Below are 16,031 nucleotides of genomic sequence, written 5' to 3' on the forward strand. Positions count from 1 at the left end.
CCGCACACCAGCCGTTAGGACACCAAAGCCCAACGGCGACTTCCCGCACCCTAAAACAAAGCCCGGTGGGGAAACCAACAACGGGCAGGACTGTGACTGTGCAGTGGAGATGAACCCGGAAAATACCGGCAAGGGACTCGCATTTTGCCTGCCGGTCCCACCACGCACTCTAAAACCCAGAAGAGCCCGCTAAGTATTGTTTTGCAGCTGAGGGGGCGGGGCCTCTGGGAAGAGCGTTCCACTAAAGCGACTGGGTAGGAAAACTAGTTTGTCCCCGCACCAAAAAAGTGCGGGGACAAACTAGTTCAAGCAGGCGTAAGTGCCAGACTTAGGCCATCTTGTTGAAAGCCACGGCCATGCCGGACTTCTTGTTGGCTGCGGTGTTGCGGTGGAACACGCCCTTGGAAACGGACTTGTCCAGGGAGCGGGAAGCGGCGCGCAGCTGCTTCTCCGCACCAGCCTTGTCGCCGGCCTCAACGAGCTCGCGGAACTTGCGGATCTCGGTGCGAACAGCGGAGCGGACAGCCTTGTTGCGCTGACGCGACTTCTCGTTGGTGAGAATGCGCTTCTGCTTGGACTTGATGTTTGCCATCGAATCTTACCTCTTGGAATCGAAAGTGATTATTGCTTGCAACCAGCCTTGATGGACTCTCCCGCACCTCGTGTGAGTGTTGGCTGTGTATCAACACGCCTCTCAAACTAGATGCCCGGCGCCGGTATTCGAAGAGCGGACCCAAGGTCCTGACCGCCCCGACCGACGCGCCCAGCAGACAAGTAACTGTGCAATCCTAGCAGCAGCGTGGCTAGAGACCCAAAACCGCCATCTGCGCTCTCGCCTAAGCCCAGTGGTAGCGCGAGCGCAGGCGGTTGGTGATGCGCTCGAAGCGGCGCTGCGGAAATAGAGTGCCTTGGCGGCGAACCTGTTCTTCGGAGATCTCGAGCACGCGATCGAGCCGGATCCAGCACTGGCGGCCGGATTCGTCCCAGTCGCCGGAGCCGATTTCTAGCCACTCATCTTCGTGGGCGTGCTCCGGATTGGGGGAGATCAAAAGCCCCAGGACCGTGGTGCGGGTGCGGCCAATGACGAGGATGGCGCGCTCGCGTGGCGGGGACTGCTTGTCATCGGAAGGGGCCCACACCCAAACTACCTCGCCGGAATCGGCCTGGCCGTCCATATCGGGGGCAAAAAAGATGGATCGGGGGTGGGAAGCGGAGGCTTCGACGCGGATGTGGGCAGCTTTGCGTGGTTCGCGGGATTTTGCGCGGCGGTGCATTCCCAGGCGCTCGTTGATGCGGGAAAGGCCGTGGTCCACCGGCTCTTTGTCCCTTACTCCCAGCGCGGCCAAGACGCGGGCGAGCACAGTTGGTTTGCCGCTAGTCATGTAGCCTATTGTAGACACATGTCTAAAAATTTTGCGGCCAAGACGTTTACGGATCCAAGTCAGATCCGCAACTTCTGCATTATCGCCCACATCGACCACGGCAAGTCGACGTTGGCTGACCGCATCCTGCAATACTCCCAGGTAGTGGACGCGCGCGACATGCGTGATCAGTACCTGGACAACATGGATATTGAACGCGAGCGCGGTATCACCATCAAGGCGCAGAACGTGCGGCTGCCGTGGGTACCACGCACCGGCAAGTTCGCGGGGGAGGAGATCGTCATGCAGATGATTGATACCCCCGGTCACGTGGACTTCACCTACGAGGTCTCCCGCGCACTTGAGGCCTGTGAGGGCGCCATCTTGTTGGTGGATGCAGCACAGGGCATTGAGGCGCAGACCTTGGCAAACCTCTATCTGGCCATGGAAAATGATCTTGAGATCATCCCCGTGCTCAACAAGATTGATCTTCCAGCCGCGGAGCCGGAGAAGTACGCCCTGGAGATCGCCAACATCATCGGTTGCGAGCCCGATGAGGTCATGCGTGTTTCCGGCAAGACGGGAGAGGGGGTCGAAGATCTGCTCGACAGGGTCACCGAGTTGGTTCCGCCGCCCAGCTCCGAATTCGCGCCCGATGCTCCTGCCCGGGCCATGATCTTTGACTCGGTCTATGACACCTATCGCGGCGTGGTGACTTATATCAGGATGGTGGACGGCAAGCTGGTCCCGCGCCAGAAGGTCACCATGATGTCGACCAATACCAACCACGAGCTGCTAGAGATCGGCATCATTTCCCCCACCATGCAAAAGTGCGAGGGGCTCGGGCCCGGCGAGGTGGGCTACCTCATCACGGGTGTAAAGAATGTGCGCGAAACCAAAGTCGGGGACACCGTGACCTGGGCTTCCAATGGTGCCACGGAGGCGCTTAAGGGCTACCACGATCCCAAGCCCATGGTCTATTCCGGGCTCTTCCCCATCTCGCAGTCGGACTTCCCCGATTTGCGTGATGCACTAGAAAAACTGCAGCTTAACGACGCCTCCTTGACCTTCGAACCCGAGACCTCCGTGGCGTTGGGCTTCGGTTTCCGTTGCGGATTCTTGGGCCTATTGCACATGGAGATCACCCGCGACCGCCTTGAGCGCGAGTTCGGCCTGGATCTCATCTCCACAGCGCCTTCTGTTACTTACCGCGTGATCGCGGAGGACGGCGAGGAGTCTTTGGTGCACAACCCCGCGGATTGGCCGAGCGGCAAGCTCAACGAGGTCTATGAGCCCATCGTGAAGATGACGGTCATCGTGCCCGAGGAGTTTGTCGGTCCCACGATGGAGCTGTGCCAATCCAAGCGCGGCCAGATGGGCGGTATGGATTATCTCTCCGAGGATCGCGTGGAGCTGCGCTATGTCATGCCTTTGGGCGAAATCATCTTTGATTTCTTTGACATGTTGAAGTCCCGCACTAAGGGCTATGCCTCCCTCAACTATGAGGAGGCGGGCGAGCAGCTCGCTGACCTGGTCAAGGTTGATATCCTGCTCAACGGCGATCCAGTTGATGCTTTCTCCGCGATCGTGCACCGTGATTCCGCGCAGTGGTACGGCAATAAGATGACCAAGAAGCTCAAGGAGCTCATCCCACGCCAGCAATTCGAGGTGCCTGTTCAGGCGGCCATCGGCTCCAAGGTTATCGCCCGCGAGAATATCCGTGCGATGCGCAAAGACGTGCTGGCCAAATGCTACGGCGGCGATATTTCCCGTAAGCGCAAGCTCCTGGAGAAGCAGAAGGCTGGTAAGAAGCGCATGAAGTCCATCGGCTCGGTCTCCGTGCCGCAGGAAGCTTTCGTCGCTGCGCTGTCGACAGACGGTGAATAATTCTGGAAATGTGGGTTAACGTTGGGTGCAATGTGGTTGTGGCCGCAAAGTACTTTTAGCCCAGTGTGAACTGGCTTTATGAGGGGAACCTTAACTGAGAGCCGGCTGGTTTTAAAGTCTCCTTTTGCGTTTGTGAGGTGCGTAGGAGGGGCGTTTAATCCTGCTTTGGCATAATTCTCAATTCTTAAGGTTTTCCTCATGTCTTCCACGGCTGCCATTAAGCGCTTCGGTGTCGCCTTCGGCGCCTGCGTATCCACCCTCCTTCTTTGCCCCAACGTTGCCCACGCGGAGACCAATACTCCTATTGAGCACGTTGTCGTGATTTACGCCGAGAACATCTCCTTCGATCACTACTTCGCTACCTATCCCAAGGCTGAAAACAACGAAGGCGCAAAGCAGCAAGGCACGGACCTTGCTGCTCCTCAGTTCGAGGCCAAGAAAGATACCCCCAAGGTCAACAACCTCGCCTCGGAGGATCTTCTCGGCGATAAGAATCCCAACTCGGTCAAGCCCTTCCGTCTCTCCCCGGATCAGGCTGCCACGGTGGACCAAAACCACGAGTACTCCGCAGAGCAACAGGCGGCGAACAACGGGAAGATGGATAAGTTCCCCGAAACCGTCTCCAGTGACGTGGATAAGAAGAACAACGGCTACTCTGCCAAGCCCGGTCTGACCATGGGCTACTACGATGGCAACACTGTCACCGGAATGTGGAACTACGCGCAGAATTTTGCCCTCAACGACAACAGCTACTCCACCATCTTCGGCCCTTCGACCCCGGGAGCCATCAACCTCATTGCTGGCACCGTGGCTGGCGCCACCATGCACGATCCGGCCAGCGGTGAGCAAGTCAAGATAGAGCCCGGCAAATCGAGCGACCTGGCTGGCGTCGCGGAAGATGGCTCAACGACCACCATCGTGGGAGACCCAGACCCCCTCTACGATGATTGCTCGAATGCATCTTCCGCCTCCACCGACCAGGTTGCTGCTTTTAGCAATAAGAACATCGGTGACCAGCTCAATGAAAACAACGTCACCTGGGGCTGGTTCCAGGGCGGGTTCCGGCCCACTGAGCCTGCCACGGAAAGCAGCCGGGCGCGCTGCGGAGCTGCTCACAACACGTTGACGGGGCAGGGCCAGCCTGACTACAACCCACACCACGAGCCTTTCCAGTACTACGCCTCGACCGCGAACCCGCACCACCTAGCTCCCCGCAGCGCGGATATGATTGGCAAGACCGACCAGGCTAATCACCAGTATGATGTCGAGGACTTCGATACCGCACTCCACGACGGAAACCTCCCGGCGGTGTCTTTCCTGAAAGCCCCGAACTACCAAGATGGACACGCGGGCTACTCCAATCCTGCTCGATGAGCAGGCCTTCATCACCCACTACATCAACGAGCTGCAAAACTCTCAGCAGTGGGATTCGACGGCGGTTGTCATTGCTTATGACCATTCCGACGGATGGTATGACCACAAGGCTCCCAAGATCCTCAACGGCTCCGATGACACCACCATCGATGAGGAAACCGGTGATCCCGTCGACGCTGAGATTTGCACCTCGGCGGCAAAGGGCGTCGGGGTAGCCGGTGGCGCCAAAGGCCAGTGCGGCCCGGGCACACGCCAGCCGCTGTTGGTTGTCTCTCCCTTTGCCAAGTCCAACCATGTGGATAGCACCTACACGGAACAGACTTCTATCACCAAGTTCATTCAAGACAACTGGGACCTTGGGCGCCTTGGCGCAGACACCTTTGATAACCGAGCCGGCAAGCTCGATGGCATGTTTGATTTCCAGGCCAAGGCCGACAAGGTCTTCTTGAATGAGACGGACGGGAGCGTCGCCAAGTCCTATGACCAGGTCAAGAAGATCGACAACGCCTCCCGCGAGACCACGCAGCTCAAAGACGTCGCCGAGGGAATGAATGACCCGGCCTCGACCGAGAACGGCGTAATCAAGGAAACCCGGCTGGCCGCGGCGACGGAGGAAAAGTCCGGCTTCCCCACCTGGATGTGGGGCGCCCTGGGAGTCATTGTTGTCATCGTCGCTGGCGGCGTTCTATTTATGAAAAATCGCTCTGGGAACAAGTAATGAAAGCCCGGTGCCTTCTTCTGGCTTCGCTGGTGACGCTGGCGGGGTGCAATAGCACTAACTCGCACGCCCCGGCGCCGTCCAATGAGCTCTTGGTCCGGGATAGCTATTCCTGCCCGGTACCAGCGGAAACCGGAGGAGCATTGAGCCTGAACAATACCTCAGGCAAGTACCTGACCGTCTACGTGGCGGATAAGGAGGGCTATGCCTATCAGGTCATTGAAAGGGTAGGTTCTCCCTCCGTGCGCCAGTGGAATGCCACGTTGAAAGACGGCACCTATCACCTCGTGTGCGTGTTCCGTAATACCTCCTCCATTGCTGGTGCGGAGTTCGAGGTCACGGGCTCGCCCTATAAGGAAGCATCGAAGATGCTGCCGATAACTGAGGATGATGTTGCCAAGGCATCTGTTGCCCACGCCGCTCAGCAGCATGGTGAGCTTGCCCAATGGGCGGGGCTGGATGATGCCTTACTTCTGGCCACCCAGTCCGGGGACCGCGAGGCTGCCAAAAAGGCGTGGCTTGCGGCCTATCGCAAGTACCGGACCTTCGATGATTCCAACACCGAATGGGAGGGCCCAGTCGATGACATCGGTGACTTTGGCACCAGCGCCACGCCGACGCCAGAGGACATCGAGGGCTATCACCGCGTGGAGTGGGGGCTGTGGCACGGCGAAGCTATGCCGGAAGTGGCCCAGCACGCCCAGTTCCTCAATGACAACGTGCATACCGTGGTCGAAGGGGTGGGGCAGTTTGCGCTCGCCTCAGCGGACTATGGCTTGAGGACTCATGAAATGACCGAGGAACTCGAGCGTTTCGATCTCCAAGGCTACCGGGACTACGGCTCCAACTCCCTGCCGCTAGCAGTCCAGACAGACATGGAGGCGACGAGGACGATGATAGACCCGCTCCGAGACATCCTGGCGCAACGCGGTGCGAACCTCGCCGAGATAGATAAGAGCCTTGACAAGGTGGAGGATTTTTCACAGACCATGGATCCCCACGACCCCACAGACCGCCAAGTCCTCAACGGATTTGTTGCGGACGCGAATGAAAAACTGGCTGTGATCGCCACTATGACTGTAATCCGGAGGATGTAGATGAGCTGCCCATTCCATTTCTCGCGCCGGGCCTTCCTTGGCGGTGTCGCTGCATTGGCGGCGACGCCTTCCGCTTCTGCTGCTATAGCCGCAAGTGCTGGTGATGATCCTGAGTCGAGTACCGAGCAGGCTTCAGCGCTTCCCCTTGGGGGAGAGCACCAACGGGGGATTGTTGATCCTCCGCAACGCTATAGCGTGCATTGCGCGCTCGACTTCCTCCCAGAGGTCTCCCTGGCGGAGTACTTCCGCGCTCTTACGCAGCGCACCAGAATCCTGGTAGCAGGAGGTCCTGCGGCGCCGGATGGCATTGCGTTTCCTGCCACGGATTCAGGGGAACTCGGCCTCGATATCCCGACGGATAACCCGACCATCACTGTCGGGGTCGGAGCCGCGCTTTTCGACGATCGTGTTGGGTTGAGCAAGCTCAAACCCGCGCACCTAGTGCAGATGGAGCCTTTTGCGGATGATTCGCTGGTTGACTCATCCTGCCACGGCGACATCATCCTTCAGATCTGCGCAGACGAGAAAGACACGGCCTTGCATGCGCTGCGCGATATTCTGCGGCACACGCGTGAGTTCGCCACGACGCGCTGGCTGCAAAATGGATATCAGAATGAGCCGCGGCCCACGGGGACACAGCGCAACCACTTGGGCTTTAAAGACGGAATTGTCAATCCCCATCAGGATGACTTTGATTCCCTGGTGTGGGCAGGCCATGACGAGTCGGCGTGGGCGGCAGGCGGAAGCTATATGGCGGTGCGCTTGATTGGGATGCTCACCAAGTTTTGGGACCGGATTTCAATCGCGGAGCAGGAGCAGATCTGTGGCCGCGACCGCTACACTGGCGGACCGCTGACCGGTGGGGATGAGTGGGCGGCGCCGGATTACACCGATGACGCGGTGGGAGATGTCATCCCGACCGATGCCCACATCCGGCTGGCGAACCCACGCACGCCCGATACTGCTGATCAGCTCATGCTGCGGCGTTCCTATAACTATGACAACGGGCTGCGCCGCAATGGAAACATCGATGCAGGCCTGGTATTCGTTGCCTTCCAACAGGATCTGAAGCGCCAGTTCATCACTGTTCAAAAGCGCCTTGAGGGCGAGCCCTTGGCGGACTATCTGCGTCCTTTCGGCGGCGGCTACTTCTTCATGCTGCCTGGACTCAAGGACGAGTATGACTACTTTGGCCGTTTATTGCTGACACAGCAGTAGGCGGCTAGAGGCCCGGCGTGGAATCGGCGACCGCGGAAAAGAGTCTCAGCTGCGAGGCGTGCGCCGTGGCGTAGCTGGCGACCGCACGCGGATCGGGTTCGATGATGCGGGATTGACCTTCCGCAAGTACACCCGCTGCGCCGAGCAGCGAGGCGTCGACTAGCGTGGGCGCAACGATGGTGCGCCCGGTGACATCAGCCAGAATCTGCAGCCAAAGCTGTGAGTTCGCGCCGCCGCCCACCACGGGCAATGCAGCGGCGCTCGCAGTCGCGTCTCTGCTCATTGCGTGGGACAGGGACAGGGCAACTCCTTCGAGAACTGCCTTGTACATGTCTGCCGGCGCGTGGGTGGAACGCAGCCCGGCTAGGGCCACCCCAGCGGCATCGGCACGCACGGGGAAGCGCTCGCCGTGCAGGGAGGGGATCGAGCTAATCCCGCTCCAGCCGCGCGGGCGGGTGGCCAGTAGTTCCTCGGCCGCGTCGTGCGAAGCCCCGCCCAAGAAGGCCACCCGGGCCCAATCCGCGGTGCCAGCGGCTGAGAGGAGCGCTGCTATGGCCAGGGTTGTGCCGCCGGGCAAAGCAAGCACGTGAAAAGCCCCCGGCCACTGTGGTCTTTCCTCACAGATCTCGGCGTACCAACCGGAAGTTCCCAGGTAGATATAGCCACGCCCGGGTTCATCGCCGATGATGCCCAGTGTTGTCGTCGCCGCGTCTCCAGGCGCAAGGAAGAAGGAAACGCCCGGGGTAATGCCGTAATCATTGGGGGCGACGGTGCCCAAGAGGCCGTCGGAAAGCATAGGCAGCAATGCCATATCGATGCCCGCCGCGTGGGCTACCTTCTCCGACCATGCGCGGCGATCCAGATCCAGCAGACCAGTAGTCGAGGCAGTCGTGGAATCTACGTGATATCCCAGACCCAACGCGTGGGCGATAAACCCGCTCGGGCCAAAGAGCAGGTGGGCGGTGTGCTCGGGGTGGGATTCGGCGAACATGGCAGCGTTGGAGGTTGCGCCCTGCTCGTTGCCGGTAATCTGCTCCCAATCTGGGACCAGAGCGTGCAGCCGAGCAGCGGCGGACGTCGCTGAGGTGTCGCTATAGAGCCGCGCCGCGCCCAAGACGTCGCCGCCACTGTCTAAGCAAATGAGGTCCTGCATCTGCCCCGTAACGGAAACAGCCTCGTAACCGGGCAGGGCCGCGGCCACCTGGCGAAGGGCCTCAAGCCAGTCCTGCGGCCTTTGGGTGTGGTTGCGGGTGGGATACTGCGTCTGCGCGCTGTCGACGATGGTGGATCCGAAAAAGAGAGCGCCTTTGAGTCCGGAAGTACCGAAGTCGAGTGCGAGGGTGAGCGAGGCCATAGTGGCAAGCCTAGTCGCCAAAGTGACAATAACTGTCGATCACTCCATGTAGTCTCGATGCACATAGACAGGAAGGACGAGTGAAGGACAAGCTTATGACCACCCCGCAGGAACCCTACCGCAAAGCTCGCAAGCCACGCCTAGGACAACAGCTTCCACCGCTGCCCGTGATGGCCACGCAGGTCGGGGGAAGGGCGGTGTCTGATATTTTTCTGGAGCGCGGGCGCGCGCTGCTTCCTGAGCTGCAAGAAATCCGCCGGGATCTGCATAAGCACCCCGAGGTGGGCCTGGAAATGCCGCGTACCCAACGCGCTGTCTTGGATGCTCTCGAGGGGCTACCTCTCGAGATTCATCGCGGACAAGATCTCAGCTCGGTCGTGTCTGTTTTGCGGGGAGGCAAGCGCGGGGACCGCCCCGTCTCTGTGCTGCTGCGCGCGGATATGGATGCACTCGAAGTCCGTGAACAAACGGGGGATCCTTTTACTTCGGTCAATGAGTTCATGCACGCTTGCGGCCATGACTTGCACACCGCTGGCCTCATTGGCTCGGTGCGCTTGCTCTGTGAGCTGCGTGAGGAGCTCAAGGGCGACATAATTTTCATGTTCCAGCCGGGAGAGGAGAGCCCCGGTGGTGCTGAGCCCATGATTGAAGAAGGAGTGCTCGACGCCGCCGGACGCCGGCCCATTGCCGCCTATGGTTTACACGTCGGCCCACAAGATCGCGGGACATTCCACCACGTTGCAGGCCCCATGATGGCCTCATCTTCCAACCTGAGCATCACCGTGATGGGCAAGGGCGGGCACGGCTCGCGCCCGCATGACGCGGCGGATCCGGTTGCGGCCTTGGCAGAGATTCAGATGGCGATGCAAGTAGCGCTTACCCGGCGCTTCGATGCCCTAGAGCCTATCGTCATTACGGTTACCACGCTGCGGGCGGGGGATGGGGCCTTCAATGCGATTCCGGATAAGGCCATGTTGGGCGGAACTGTCAGGGTGTTGCGTGACGAGAAGATCGAGGCCGTGCGCCAGATGATCACCGAGGTGGCCTCTTCAGTGGCCGTGTCGCATCGATGCACCGCGCACGTTGACTTCGAAGTCCTCTATGCGGCGACGAAAACCAACCCCCGCGAGAATCAGTTCGCGGCGACATTGTGGTCGCAGATGTTCGGTGCGGAAAACGTCATGCCGCTGCGCGCGCCCATGATGGCCTCCGAGGACTTCGGATCCGTCTTGGCCCAGGTGCCGGGGACTTTCATGTGGATGGGAACGGCCAACCCGGCCACCCCGGAACACCTGCGGGAGTGGAACCATTCGCCGCTTGCCCGCTTCGATGATTCGATGCTGGGCGAGCAGGCTGCGGCGCTTGCCGCTGTGGCCTTCGAGCGGCTGGCGACGGAGGACGCGCATCCCTCGCCCTCAACACGGGCCATGCGGGCCGGTACTGCAGCGGCCCCCGCAGCGGAAACGCAGGGAGCTCCAACTACTGAAGGTGCCCCTGTAATCAACTAGCTACCTGGGGCAGCGGCTCTCTTAGCGGCGACGGGTTGGCCACGGACTAATGGCGGCGGCCAGCCCCAACACTGCCACCGCAAGCAGCACTATGGTCGGCGCCAGCCAATATTGCGGATAGTAATAGAGCGTATAGCCGGCCACGCGAACATCCGAAAACTCGATAGCCAGGGCGATGGGTAGCCACCACAGCTTGATCACGGCGAGCGCTGCGCCTATCAGCCCGGCGGCAAGGGCACCTCGTTTGCGGAAGGCTCTGCACAGCACTGCCAGCCCCACGAGCGTGACCCCCAGCAGCGTCAACGCCAAGAGGAGTGGAGTCCGCAGCGACAGCGGCGATCCCTGGAGGAGAAACTGGTGATCGATCTCGTGCTGTTCAATGAGGGAGTATCCCTCCAGCACCACCTCGCTGGGTATGCCCATGAGCCTTTAGTCCTTGTCGTGAGGATCCGGATGTTCTGAATCGGAATCAGAATCTGATTGAGACTTTGTAGCCTCCTCTTCCGGATCATAGCCATCGGACCACTCGCCCGTCTCAAAGTCGTAGTCGACCTTCTCGCCCTCCTCGTCGGTGCGCTGGTACCACTCGGTATAACGATCTGCGGCGGAGTCGAAGTCAGAGCCTGCGCCCCGGCCATCGGAGGCCTGCTCGACGGAGAGCTCGAAATCATCGCCGTGTTCTTGGATACCGCGGACGACAGCATTCTCCACGGCCGTGCGCGCGTAGGTGCGGCGAATGAAAGCGGGGTCGGAGCGCAGGTCGACGACGAAGGAGACCATCATCACCATCAGCACCAAGCAGAACGGCAATGCGGAAAGAATAGTCAGATTCTGCAGGCCGGAGAGGACTTCCTCACCACCGGTAAGCAGCATGACGATGGCGATGCCCATCATGCAGATACCCCAAAAAACCACGACGGCCTTGTGCGGGGTGGGGTCTCCCTTGGAAGACATGGTTCCCATGACGATGGAAGCAGAGTCCGCCGACGTAACGAAGAAGATGCCCAGCACGGCGATGAGGATGAAGGGCGTAATAGTGCTCAGCGGAAGCTGAGCGAACACGTTGAACAGCACCTCCTCGCCAGAGGCCGAGCCATCGAAACCTGGACGATCCTCGCGATTGAAGTTGATGGCGGTTCCGCCGAATACCGTAAAAGCCATGATGAGGATGAAAGTGGGCGCGATGATGGTGACCAGGGTGAACTCACGCAGAGTGCGCCCACGCGAAATGCGGGCCACGAACATACCCACAAACGGCGTCCAGGCAATCCACCATGCCCAGTAGAAGGCAGTCCATACAGACTGGAACTCGATGGTCTCTTCGCCCCAGGACAAGTCCTTAGACATCATGGGAAGGAACTCATCGAGGTAGGTCAGGATGCTCGACGGAATGAGGTTGAGCAGCAATAACGTCGGCCCGCAGAGGAATACAAGGACCACAAGTCCTAGAGTCAGCGTGATGTTGATATTGGAAAGGTAGCGCACTCCACGGGCCACTCCGGACACCGCGGAAATGATAAAAGCGCAGCCCAATAGAGCGATGATGATGATAAGCGTGGTGTTGGTGACCGCACCCGCTCCGCGAATGATTGTCACGCCTTGTCCGATCTGCACTGCGGAGAGCCCCAAGGTGGCTGCGGTACCGAACAACGTGGTGATCAAAGCCATGATGTCGATGGCTTTTCCGAAAGGTCCATCGGTGTCACGGGAGCCGAAAAGCGGCTTGAAAATAGAGGAGATTAAGGGAACTCGGCCACGGCGGTAGGAAGAATAGGCAATGGCGCCACCGACGAGGGCATAGGCGGCCCAGGGCGAGAGACCCCAGTGGTAATGGGCTTGCGCAAGCCCGGAGTGCAGTGCTTCAACAGTGCCGCCCTCAACAGTATGAGGGGGCGGGGTAAGGAAGTGGCTCAGCGGTTCTGAAGGTCCGTAGAAGAAAATGCCCACGCCGATTCCGGCAGCGAACATCATAGCGATCCAGCTAAAGCGCCCAAACTCAGGTTCTTCATCATCGAGGCCGAGTTTGATACGGCCCAGACGGGAAAAGCCGATGTACGCCATGGTGATGAGCGCGAACATCATGGTGAGGTTGAGCAGCCAACCTGCATCCGTGATTGCCCAGTCGAAGGCCACCGAAGCGGCGTTCGCAACGCTATCGGGCATGGTGACGCCCCAAGCAATGAAGGCGAGGATTGCAGTCGCGGCGACGGTGAAGACTATCTTGTCGATCCGAAAGTCATTCCGCTGCTCTTCAACGCTGATGCCGGGGACGAGGCCTGGGTGCATGTTATGCGGATACAGCCCAACCGAGCTGTCGCGCGTCCGAGATTTGAGAGATTCCTTGTAAGTCTTGCCACGGGGTGGGGTGGGACTCTGCGTCACGTTTTCCTTAACCTGCTGCCGCCTTCGGCGCGGCAGCTTTTAGACAATTACAACCATTGTCCAGTAGCTGGCGGGGATGCACAACTTATCCGAAGAGGGGAACCAGGCTGGTGAAGTTCGCTAGACAGACTCCGCGCTCCTCCCGTACATATATGTGCAATTAATATAGACAATGCAGTACATAATGGGCTATGGTGGGCGACCTAATACTGGAGTGCAAACGCGAAAAGGACTAAAGATGCTACTTTCCGGACTTGCCGTGGGCCTGGCCCTTGGTGCGGTAATGCAGCGAGGACGCTTCTGCGTCACAGGCATGCTGCGCGATATATTTATGAGCCGGTCCTGGCGGGGCTTTACCGCCCTGATGATCCTCATTTCCGTCCATGCTTTCGGGTTGACTTTGCTCACTCAGTTGGGAGTCATTTCTCCCTCTACCAGTAACTTCGCACCTGTAGCTATTATTGGCGGCGCCTTCATCTTCGGGCTTGGAATCATCCTGTCAGGCGGCTGCGCCTCTGGCACTTGGTACAGATCAGCTGAAGGTCTTGTCGGATCCTGGCTGGCACTCATATTCTTTGCGCTTTCGGCTGCAGCGATGAAGGCCGGCCCACTGGCTGCGGCTAACGACTGGCTCAAGCAGTGGGAGACACCTTTGACCACGATCCACGCCGCGCTGGGAGTCTCACCTTGGCTCCTTGTAGCAGCAGTCTGGATTGTCACTTTCCTCCTCTGGCGTCACTATCGTGCCAAGGACGCTGCACGTAAGCGCTTCGATTTAGGACAGCCGTGGTATGCCAAGCCGCTCACATTGAATACTGCAGCCATAGCAGTGGGGTTGATCGGCACTTTGGCCTTTCCCCTTTCCGCCGCGACCGGTCGCAACGCTGGTCTAGGCATTACGACGCCGTCTTCGGATCTCCTGCGCTATGCAGTCACGGGCGACTCTGCGCGTATCAACTGGGGAACGCTACTCGTCATCGGTCTATTTGTTGGAGCCTTCCTCGCCGCCGAGCTGGCGGGGGAGTTCCGCGTGCGCGTACCGGACGCACGAACCGCCTCACGGGCAATAATCGGGGGCATCATGATGGGTGTTGGTGCATCCTTGGCGAATGGATGCACGGTCGGAAACGGCATGGTAGAAACCTCGCTCTTTAGCTTCCAAGGCTGGATCGCGTTGCTGTTTATGGCGATCGGCGTGGGTGTTGGTGCCAAACTGTGGCTTGCCCCTGCCGCGATTCAGCAGCCGGGGACGGGCACGGCCTACACCACCGCTGACTCTCTCGACCAAGACGCGAATTCAGAATCGTCACTTTCCGCTGAAGACAGGGTGCTGAGCCGCGAGAATGGCTTGTCTGAAAGCGTCGAGGTCTCCCACAGTCAGGTTCGCACTGCCACCCGACCTCAATCTTTCGGTGTTTCCCTGGGGGCGGTTTCGCTCGCAACCAAGCCGAAGGCACTGAACAAGGCGCGTCCGCTGGGTGAAGGGCGCTACGCACTAGACACACTAGGCTCGGTCTGTCCCTTCCCACTCATCGAGGCAAAAGACGTAATGGAAGAACTCGATGCGGGTGAGGCCTTGGTCATCGACTTCGATTGCACGCAAGCTACGGACACTATCCCAGCATGGGCAGCTGACGCCGGCCACGAGATCATTGACTTTCGCCGTTCGGGCAATGCCGGGTGGCAAGTGACGGTGGTGAAGGAAGGACAAAGAGGATAATTACACATTTGTGAGCTACTATCAGGTGAAGATGGGGCATTCTGCTCCCGTTCTATTGTCCACGTGAAGGTAGGGTACCCAAGTATGCAGCTGCCTAATTTCGACGAGAACTCCACCAACCTCAGCGAGTTGGTGGAGGCTTTCGAGGTCTTTGAGTATCGCGAGGAACACCTGCTGAACCAAGGCCTCTTGTTCGGGGTATTCGCCAGCTAGAGCGGTGCCATAAAAAGATCTGGAGCCTCAACTAGTCATAACAAGGGGATTAGCACTTCGTTTGCTGAGCCCTGAATCCTTTTAATCCACAGAGAGGATGCGCGCTCCTAGAGCTTCCGCACTCCTTGAGGAATCGAAGGCATCCGCAGCTTTATGAGTGATATGTCGAATGTGGAGCGAAAAGCGACACGTTTCTTCAATATGTCAGTCTTTTAAACATATGAAGGGCTCTCACAAAGCCGGATAGTTAATCGAAGCGCTCGAACCATGTCTCGCTGACTGTGGGTTGGAGAGTAACTCCGGATTCGCCATCGTCTCGAATTAATTCTGCGAGGCGGTCACCGTTAATCAGATCAACAGTCGGAGAGGCGGCATTAGCTGCTTTGCGCGCGGCCTCGGTGAATCTACTCAGTGTCACCAGAATCGCGCGTTCTGCGCCTTTAGTTTGTGCGTCTCTTTGGAACAAAGCGACCGTTTCGCGCCCAATCGGCTTACCTTGTGGGGCATACCGTTTTACTTGAACGGCAACACGCGAAGATAGCACGGGACTCAATGGCGCTGTGCCGATCCCGTCGATACCCTCATCACCACTTCCGCCCATATGGGTGAGCTGGAGACCATAGCGACGTAAGAGATAGAGCACAAACTTTTCAAAGCCCTCAGGGCTAAGTCGATGAAGTCGGTCGAGGAGTTGAGCCTTCCATTCTGACCCAGTCGCATCTTTGTCTGATTCTGTATCGGCTAACACCTCGGCCGAAGGCTGAGAATCCTCTATCTGGCGTGAAGAGTTCTGCGCCGAATCACTGAGCCTCCTTTGTCGTTGTTGACGGTAGTAATCTCGATCCAGGTCGCGGACTTTCTCTAATGCCTTTTCTTCTGGTAATTGAAGTAGACCTTCGCCCAGTTTCGTAATCAGATACATGCCCCTTGTCGGTTGCTCCAAGGCTCCAATTAGCTTTGCCATTGAACGGGCCCAAGCGACGCGCTCGGGGAGAACCGCAACACTTGGCCGCTTAGGGTATGTGATCTCTAGAAGTGACTCCGAGTTCGGGTAGTGCTCGATGACATAGTCAACAATCTCACCTGACTCAGCCGAACCTCCTAGGCTAGCGACTGCTTGGAGAGCGGGTATCACTAGTTCCTGGTGTGTTGGAATTCCCTGATCAGTGAAGGATGCTGAGTTCTTCTCGGGCGACATA

The 16,031-nt window shown here is 58.7% G+C and carries 14 protein-coding genes; 8 read left to right on the plus strand and 6 right to left on the minus strand.

Features of this window, described 5'->3' with window-relative positions; genetic code table 11:
* Window positions 1–328: 328 nt before the first annotated feature.
* Both rpsT and B2696_RS02585 read right to left on the minus strand, forming a co-directional pair.
* Window positions 329–592 (minus strand): 30S ribosomal protein S20, encoded by a 264-nt coding sequence (gene rpsT / locus B2696_RS02580; protein ID WP_075730256.1) that lies wholly within the window; start codon window positions 590–592, stop codon window positions 329–331.
* 244 nt (window positions 593–836) lie between these two features.
* The gene (locus B2696_RS02585) at window positions 837–1,382 is read right to left on the minus strand and encodes a type II toxin-antitoxin system PemK/MazF family toxin (RefSeq protein ID WP_075730255.1); all 546 of its coding nucleotides are present in this window, start codon (window positions 1,380–1,382) and stop codon (window positions 837–839) included.
* A gap of 18 nt (window positions 1,383–1,400) precedes the next feature.
* Between B2696_RS02585 and lepA the strand changes: the two genes are divergently transcribed.
* The 5 genes from lepA (at window position 1,401) to B2696_RS02610 (ending at window position 7,655) form a co-directional block, all read left to right on the plus strand.
* Window positions 1,401–3,248 (plus strand): translation elongation factor 4, encoded by a 1,848-nt coding sequence (gene lepA / locus B2696_RS02590; protein ID WP_075730254.1) that lies wholly within the window; start codon window positions 1,401–1,403, stop codon window positions 3,246–3,248.
* Window positions 3,249–3,446: 198 nt separating this feature from the next.
* Window positions 3,447–4,622, plus strand: a complete 1,176-nt coding sequence (locus B2696_RS02595) for an alkaline phosphatase family protein (protein ID WP_286953767.1) — start codon at window positions 3,447–3,449, stop codon at window positions 4,620–4,622.
* Window positions 4,588–5,340 carry an alkaline phosphatase family protein gene (locus tag B2696_RS02600; RefSeq protein ID WP_286953768.1) on the plus strand — a complete coding sequence of 251 codons (753 nt, stop codon included), beginning with the start codon at window positions 4,588–4,590 and terminating at the stop codon, window positions 5,338–5,340. Before B2696_RS02595 ends, B2696_RS02600 begins: the two co-directional genes overlap by 35 nt.
* Window positions 5,341–5,483: 143 nt before the next feature.
* A complete protein-coding gene (locus B2696_RS02605) occupies window positions 5,484–6,437 on the plus strand; it encodes an EfeM/EfeO family lipoprotein (RefSeq protein WP_286953769.1) in 954 nt (317 codons plus the stop codon).
* Window positions 6,438–7,655, plus strand: a complete 1,218-nt coding sequence (locus tag B2696_RS02610; RefSeq protein WP_286953770.1) for a Dyp-type peroxidase — start codon at window positions 6,438–6,440, stop codon at window positions 7,653–7,655.
* 4 nt (window positions 7,656–7,659) lie between these two features.
* On the opposite strand, the gene B2696_RS02615 is transcribed toward B2696_RS02610, so the two are convergent.
* Window positions 7,660–9,009, minus strand: coding sequence for an FGGY-family carbohydrate kinase (locus B2696_RS02615; protein ID WP_286953771.1), 1,350 nt, complete (start codon window positions 9,007–9,009; stop codon window positions 7,660–7,662).
* A gap of 95 nt (window positions 9,010–9,104) precedes the next feature.
* On the opposite strand from B2696_RS02615, the gene B2696_RS02620 reads away from it, so the two are divergent.
* Window positions 9,105–10,517 carry a M20 metallopeptidase family protein gene (locus tag B2696_RS02620; RefSeq protein ID WP_075731260.1) on the plus strand — a complete coding sequence of 471 codons (1,413 nt, stop codon included), beginning with the start codon at window positions 9,105–9,107 and terminating at the stop codon, window positions 10,515–10,517.
* A 21-nt stretch (window positions 10,518–10,538) separates the two neighbouring features.
* Here the strand turns inward: B2696_RS02620 and B2696_RS02625 are convergent, their stop codons facing one another.
* Together B2696_RS02625 and B2696_RS02630 are read right to left on the minus strand one after the other, a co-directional pair.
* The gene (locus B2696_RS02625) at window positions 10,539–10,940 is read right to left on the minus strand and encodes a hypothetical protein (RefSeq protein WP_075730250.1); all 402 of its coding nucleotides are present in this window, start codon (window positions 10,938–10,940) and stop codon (window positions 10,539–10,541) included.
* A gap of 6 nt (window positions 10,941–10,946) precedes the next feature.
* The gene (locus B2696_RS02630) at window positions 10,947–12,803 is read right to left on the minus strand and encodes a BCCT family transporter (RefSeq protein WP_286953784.1); all 1,857 of its coding nucleotides are present in this window, start codon (window positions 12,801–12,803) and stop codon (window positions 10,947–10,949) included.
* A 334-nt stretch (window positions 12,804–13,137) separates the two neighbouring features.
* On the opposite strand from B2696_RS02630, the gene B2696_RS02635 reads away from it, so the two are divergent.
* A complete protein-coding gene (locus B2696_RS02635; protein ID WP_286953773.1) occupies window positions 13,138–14,619 on the plus strand; it encodes a YeeE/YedE thiosulfate transporter family protein in 1,482 nt (493 codons plus the stop codon).
* Window positions 14,620–14,703: 84 nt separating this feature from the next.
* Window positions 14,704–14,832 (plus strand): hypothetical protein, encoded by a 129-nt coding sequence (locus tag B2696_RS02640; protein WP_255312476.1) that lies wholly within the window; start codon window positions 14,704–14,706, stop codon window positions 14,830–14,832.
* Between the two features lie 247 nt (window positions 14,833–15,079).
* Here the strand turns inward: B2696_RS02640 and B2696_RS02645 are convergent, their stop codons facing one another.
* Entirely contained in the window at window positions 15,080–16,030 is a 951-nt protein-coding gene (locus B2696_RS02645) for a restriction endonuclease (protein ID WP_286953774.1), read from the minus strand.
* Window position 16,031: the final 1 nt, after the last annotated feature.

Origin of the sequence: Corynebacterium sp. UBA4397, assembly GCF_002390965.1 — a bacterium.
Taxonomy (GTDB): domain Bacteria; phylum Actinomycetota; class Actinomycetes; order Mycobacteriales; family Mycobacteriaceae; genus Corynebacterium; species Corynebacterium flavescens.

What these genes read in the sequence shown, in the direction of transcription:
- B2696_RS02630 (WP_286953784.1), bottom strand. Translation starts at nt 12,803, where the DNA reads ATGCACCCAGGCCTCGTCCCCGGCATCAGCGTTGAAGAGCAGCGGAAT.
- B2696_RS02645 (WP_286953774.1), bottom strand. Translation starts at nt 16,030, where the DNA reads ATGTCGCCCGAGAAGAACTCAGCATCCTTCACTGATCAGGGAATTCCA.
- B2696_RS02625 (WP_075730250.1), bottom strand. Translation starts at nt 10,940, where the DNA reads ATGGGCATACCCAGCGAGGTGGTGCTGGAGGGATACTCCCTCATTGAA.
- B2696_RS02585 (WP_075730255.1), bottom strand. Translation starts at nt 1,382, where the DNA reads ATGACTAGCGGCAAACCAACTGTGCTCGCCCGCGTCTTGGCCGCGCTG.
- B2696_RS02595 (WP_286953767.1), top strand. Translation starts at nt 3,447, where the DNA reads ATGTCTTCCACGGCTGCCATTAAGCGCTTCGGTGTCGCCTTCGGCGCC.
- B2696_RS02610 (WP_286953770.1), top strand. Translation starts at nt 6,438, where the DNA reads ATGAGCTGCCCATTCCATTTCTCGCGCCGGGCCTTCCTTGGCGGTGTC.
- lepA (WP_075730254.1), top strand. Translation starts at nt 1,401, where the DNA reads ATGTCTAAAAATTTTGCGGCCAAGACGTTTACGGATCCAAGTCAGATC.
- B2696_RS02635 (WP_286953773.1), top strand. Translation starts at nt 13,138, where the DNA reads ATGCTACTTTCCGGACTTGCCGTGGGCCTGGCCCTTGGTGCGGTAATG.
- rpsT (WP_075730256.1), bottom strand. Translation starts at nt 592, where the DNA reads ATGGCAAACATCAAGTCCAAGCAGAAGCGCATTCTCACCAACGAGAAG.
- B2696_RS02600 (WP_286953768.1), top strand. Translation starts at nt 4,588, where the DNA reads ATGGACACGCGGGCTACTCCAATCCTGCTCGATGAGCAGGCCTTCATC.
- B2696_RS02615 (WP_286953771.1), bottom strand. Translation starts at nt 9,009, where the DNA reads ATGGCCTCGCTCACCCTCGCACTCGACTTCGGTACTTCCGGACTCAAA.
- B2696_RS02640 (WP_255312476.1), top strand. Translation starts at nt 14,704, where the DNA reads ATGCAGCTGCCTAATTTCGACGAGAACTCCACCAACCTCAGCGAGTTG.
- B2696_RS02620 (WP_075731260.1), top strand. Translation starts at nt 9,105, where the DNA reads ATGACCACCCCGCAGGAACCCTACCGCAAAGCTCGCAAGCCACGCCTA.